The sequence below is a fragment of the Deinococcota bacterium genome (assembly GCA_030858465.1).
In the GTDB taxonomy this organism is placed as follows: Bacteria; Deinococcota; Deinococci; order Deinococcales; family Trueperaceae; genus JALZLY01.
The window spans coordinates 1-4719 of the sequence record JALZLY010000185.1 but is presented as its reverse complement, the minus strand read 5'-3'; the positions used below and the strand labels follow the sequence as shown (position 1 = coordinate 4719).

At 67.5% G+C, this 4719-nt stretch carries 4 protein-coding genes; all 4 read left to right on the top strand.

Features of this window, described 5'->3' with window-relative positions:
- Positions 1–152: 152 nt before the first annotated feature.
- From M3498_09535 to M3498_09520, 4 genes are read left to right on the top strand one after another with little or no spacing between them, the layout of a single operon-like run.
- A complete protein-coding gene (locus tag M3498_09535; protein ID MDQ3459522.1) occupies positions 153–965 on the top strand; it encodes a sugar phosphate isomerase/epimerase in 813 nt (270 codons plus the stop codon).
- The gene (locus tag M3498_09530) at positions 958–2034 is read left to right on the top strand and encodes a Gfo/Idh/MocA family oxidoreductase (protein MDQ3459521.1); all 1077 of its coding nucleotides are present in this window, start codon (positions 958–960) and stop codon (positions 2032–2034) included. The genes M3498_09535 and M3498_09530 overlap by 8 nt, the downstream gene beginning before the upstream one ends.
- A gap of 9 nt (positions 2035–2043) precedes the next feature.
- On the top strand, positions 2044–4494 hold the full coding sequence (locus tag M3498_09525) for an alpha-mannosidase (protein ID MDQ3459520.1): 2451 nt from the start codon (positions 2044–2046) through the stop codon (positions 4492–4494).
- Positions 4491–4643, top strand: coding sequence for a hypothetical protein (locus M3498_09520; protein MDQ3459519.1), 153 nt, complete (start codon positions 4491–4493; stop codon positions 4641–4643). The genes M3498_09525 and M3498_09520 overlap by 4 nt, the downstream gene beginning before the upstream one ends.
- Positions 4644–4719: the final 76 nt, after the last annotated feature.

Below are 4719 nucleotides of genomic sequence, written 5' to 3'. Positions count from 1 at the left end.
CCTGGGGCCGCATGAGACGCAGACTTGGCCGTTTCGGGCGAGGCCGGCCCCGAAGCCCGTCCGCCGCGCTCGCATCGCGGCCGACCTCACCGTGGGCGGCAGGCGTTTCGGCCAGCAGGCCGAGGCGCTGCTCACCGTCCTTTAGGAGGAGCATGGACAATCCCATTTCGTTTATGAGCGCCAACTACGTTGCTAGAGAGGTCGGCTACGCCATGACCGGCGGCTGGGGCCAGGGCGACAAGGCCACCAGTGAGAGCTTCCGGCCCACCCCGACCTTCGGCGAGCGCTTCGGGGCGATTCTCGCTGATGTGCGCGCCTTGGGCTTTAAGGCCATTGACCTGTGGACCGCGCACCTGAGCCCGACCTGGGCGACAGACGAGCACATCGCCACCGCGCGCGAAGAGCTGGACAAATACGACTTGACGGTGCCCAGCCTGGGCGGCTGGTTCGGCTCGAGCCCAGGCGAGTTCGAGGCGAGCTGCAAGCTGGCTGCCGCTCTTGGCGTGCCCATCCTGGGCGGCTCGACCTCGATGTTAGAGAAGGACCGCGCCTTTGTGGTGGACAGGCTCGAGCACTACGGGCTCAAGCTCGGCCTCGAGAACCACCCGGAGAAGAATCCCGAGGAGACGCTCGCGAAGATCGGTGACGGCGGGGGCGGCACCCTCGGCACCACCATCGACACCGGCTGGTACGGCACCCAGGGCTACGGCGCTGCCGAGGCGACCGAGAGGCTGGGCGAGCACCTCCTCTACGTCCACCTCAAGGACGTGCTGGAAGTGGGCGAGCACCGCACCTGCCGTTACGGCCAGGGCGTGGTACCCATCCGGGCCTGCGTCGAGGCTTTACGCCGCGTCGGCTATACCGGCGCTATCTGCGTCGAGCACGAGCCCGAACTCTACGACCCCAGCGAGGACTGTCGGGCGAACCTGGCGATGCTGCGCGACTGGATGGGGCAGGATGCCTGAGCGCAGCGACAGGATACGGGTTGCGATCGCCGGCTGCGGTAACATCGCCGGCCCCTACGCCAGGAGTCTTGTCGGCTACCCTGAGACCGAGCTCGTCGGCATCGCCGACCTCGAGCTAGAGCGCGCCGAAGCGCTCGCCTCCAGGGTCGGCTGCCGCGCCTACCCGACCCTGGAGGCGGTGCTGGCGGACGCCGGCGTCGACCTCGTCGTCAACCTGACCATCCACCACGCGCACTACGCGGTGACGAAAGCTTGCTTGGAAGCCGGCAAGCACGTCTACAGCGAAAAGCCGCTGGCGATGACCTTCGCCGAGGCGCAAGCGCTTGTCGACCTCGCCAGGAACCAGGGGCTGAGGCTGGGCTGCTCGCCCTTTACCTTCCTGGGCGAAGCGCAGCAGGCGGCCTGGCGCCTGATCCGCGAGGGGCGGCTGGGAACAGTGCGCGTCGCCTACGCCGAGGTCAACTGGGGCCGCATCGAGTCCTGGCACCCGGCGCCCGGGCCCTTCTACGAGGTGGGCGCGCTCTTCGACGTCGGCGTCTACCCGCTCACGCTGCTCACCGCCGTCTTCGGCTCGGCCCGGCAGATTCTCGCGTACGGCAAGGTGCTCCACCCGGACCGCGTCACTAAGCGGGGCGAGTCCTTCCGTATCGAGACGCCCGACTTCGTCACGGCCGTGCTCGAACTGGCTAGCGGCGCGCTTGCGAGGCTGACCACGAACTTCTACGTACCGCAGCAAAGCAAGCAGAGTGGCGTCGAGTTTCACGGCGACCTCGGCTCCCTGCACTTGGCGAGCTGGCAGAATCCCGATTCGACGCTCGAGTTTGCCCCATTCGGCAAGCTCTACGAAGAGGTGCGCCTCCCCAAAGAGAAGATGCACTGGGGCCGCGGCGTGCAGGAGATGGCGGGGGCCATGCTCGCTGGCCGCCCGCACCGCGCCACGGGCGAGCAGGCCGCGCACGTGGTCGACATCCTGAGCGCCGCTGCGCAGTCCATGCGGGAGGGCGGGCCGGTGGCGGTGCGCTCGAGCTTCACCCCACCCGCGCCCAACGACCTTCAACCCGACCTCTAAAGGACCCCTATGACCAAGACGATCAACAAGACAACGAGAGCGAAACTCCACATGATCGGCAACGCCCACATTGACCCCGTCTGGCTGTGGCGTTGGCAGGAAGGCTTCCACGAGGTCAAGGCGTCGTTTCGCTCGGCCCTCGACCGGCTTAAGGAGGACGACGATTTCATCTTCGTCTCCTCGTCCGCCGTCTTCTATGAGTGGGTGGAAAGGAGCGACCCCAGGATGTTCGAGGAGATCAGGGCACGGGTGCAGGAGGGCCGCTGGGAGGTCGTCGGCGGCTGGTGGCTCCAGCCCGACTGCAACCTGCCCGGCGGCGAGTCCTTCGTGCGGCAGGCGCTCTACGGCCAGCGCTATTTCAAGGAGAAGTTCGGCGTCACCGCCAAAGTGGGTTACAACGTCGACTCGTTCGGGCACCACGGCATGCTGCCGCAGCTCCTCAAGGGGGCGGGCCTCGACCACTACGTCTTCATGCGCCCCGGGCCGCACGAGCTGGGCTTGCCGGGGCGGCTCTTCTGGTGGGTGTCGGACGACGGCTCCAAGGTCCTCGCCTTTCACCTCCCCTTCGAGTACTGCACCTGGGGCAAGGACTTGGGCAAGCACGTCCGCCGCTGTGCCGGGGAGCTCCGCGAGCCCGTCAACGAGCTGATGTGCTTCTACGGCGTCGGCAACCACGGCGGCGGCCCCACCCGCGAGAACATCACCAGCATCAAGGAGCTCAGCAAGGACCCGGACCTGCCCGAGCTCGTCTTCTCCTCCCCCAACCGCTACTTCGCCGCCGTCACCGAGAAGGGCTGGGAGCTGCCGGTGGTGCACCGCGACCTCCAGCACCACGCCAGCGGCTGCTACGCCGCCCACTCGGGCGTCAAGCGCTGGAACCGCCGGGCGGAGAACCTGCTCATGGCGGCCGAGAAGCTCGCGACCGTCGCCGCGCGGGTGACGGGCCAGCCCTACCCCAGGGACCTCGAGCACGCCTGGAAGGGGATCCTCTTCAACCAGTTCCACGACATCTTAGCTGGCACCTCCCTCGAGGAGGCCTACGAGGATGCCCGCGATCTCTACGGCGAGGCGATGGCGATAGCTTCCAGGGCGCTCAATTACGCCGTGCAGTCGCTGACCTGGAACGTGAACGTCCCCGAGGAGGAGGGCGTCCGCCCCATCGTGGTCTTCAACCCGCACGCCTGGGGGAGCAGGGTGCCGGTGGAGCTCGAGATTGCTCGCATCAAGGAGGGCGAGGTGCTCCTGGACGACGAGGACAAGGAGGTAGCCATGCAGACGGTGCAGTCCGAGGCGACCGCCAACGGCCGCAACCGCCTGCTCTTCGTCGCCGACCTGCCGCCGTTGGGTTACCGCAGCTACCGCGTCGCGCCCCGGCCCACCGAGGCGGGCTTCCTCACCCTGCAGGCGAACGACAACGTCCTCGAGTCGGGCCGCTTCAGGCTCGAGCTCGACCCCGAGACGGGCTTCATCCACAGCCTGCGCGACAAGGCGGGGGGAGTTGAAGTTTTCGCTGGGCCCGCCGCCAAGCCGGTGGTGGTAGACGACCCCAGCGACACCTGGAGCCACAACGTCTACGCCTTCACCGGGGAGGTCGGCGCCTTCAAGGCCACTAGTGTCAGGCTGGTCGAGCACGGCCCGGTGCGCTCGGCCATCCGGGTGACGAGCGCCTACGGGGCCTCGACGCTGGTGCAGGACTTCAGGATGTACCGCGAGCTGGACCTTATCGAAGTCAAGGCGACGGTGAACTGGCAGGAGAGGTTCAAGCTCCTCAAGCTGCGCTTCCCGGTAAACGTCCACTTCATGCGCGTGACCTTCGACATCCCCTACGGCCACATCGGGCGCTTCGCCAACGGCGAGGAGGAACCGGGAGGGACGTGGGTGGACCTGTCGGGGACCTCGAGGGGCAGCGGCGAGCTCTACGGCTTCAGCCTCCTCAACGACAGCAAGTACTCCTTCGACGTCAACGTGCGCGACATCGGCATGACCGTCCTGCGCAGCCCCATCTACGCCCACCACATCCCCGCCGAGCCCAGGGAAGGCGAGCACTACGCCTTCATCGACCAGGGCGTCCAGCGTTTCGCCTATAGCCTCTTGCCACACGCGGGGGGCTGGAGCGAGGCGGGGACGGTGCGGCGGGCCTATGAGCTCAACCAGCCCCCGGTCGCGCTCATCACCACCTTCCACGGCGGCCCGCTGCCGCAGCGGGCGTCCTATCTCGAGGTCAACAACGACAACATCGCGGTGAGCGTCCTCAAAGAGGCCGAGGACGGCGGGGGCATGGTCTTGCGCGCCTACGAGACGAGCAAGAACCGGAGCCGCGCCACCCTTCGTTTTCTCGCCTGGAACCGTGAAATTCACGCCGACTTCGGCCCCTGCGAGATCAAGACCTGGTTCGTTCCCTTTGATGAGGTGAAGCCGGTGGTGGAGACGAACCTGCTCGAGTGGGCGGAGGCGGGATGATGAGCCCGACGGACGCGCGGGCGCGGCTTGCGCAGGCGGGCCGGACAATGGTCACACAAGGCCTCACCTGGGGCAACGCCGGCAACCTTGGCGCGCGGGCCATCGAGCACCTCACGGACGACCAAGCGAACGAAGGAGGCCAACCATGACCCCAGCCCAGCCCTCGGGCGCGCTCGAGGCGCTCGCCCGACGCTATCCCGCCCTCGCGCCCTGCCTGCTCGACCT

Coding starts and splice junctions, on each gene's coding strand:
- M3498_09535 (MDQ3459522.1), top strand. CDS start 153: ATGGACAATCCCATTTCGTTTATGAGCGCCAACTACGTTGCTAGAGAG.
- M3498_09530 (MDQ3459521.1), top strand. CDS start 958: ATGCCTGAGCGCAGCGACAGGATACGGGTTGCGATCGCCGGCTGCGGT.
- M3498_09525 (MDQ3459520.1), top strand. CDS start 2,044: ATGACCAAGACGATCAACAAGACAACGAGAGCGAAACTCCACATGATC.
- M3498_09520 (MDQ3459519.1), top strand. CDS start 4,491: ATGATGAGCCCGACGGACGCGCGGGCGCGGCTTGCGCAGGCGGGCCGG.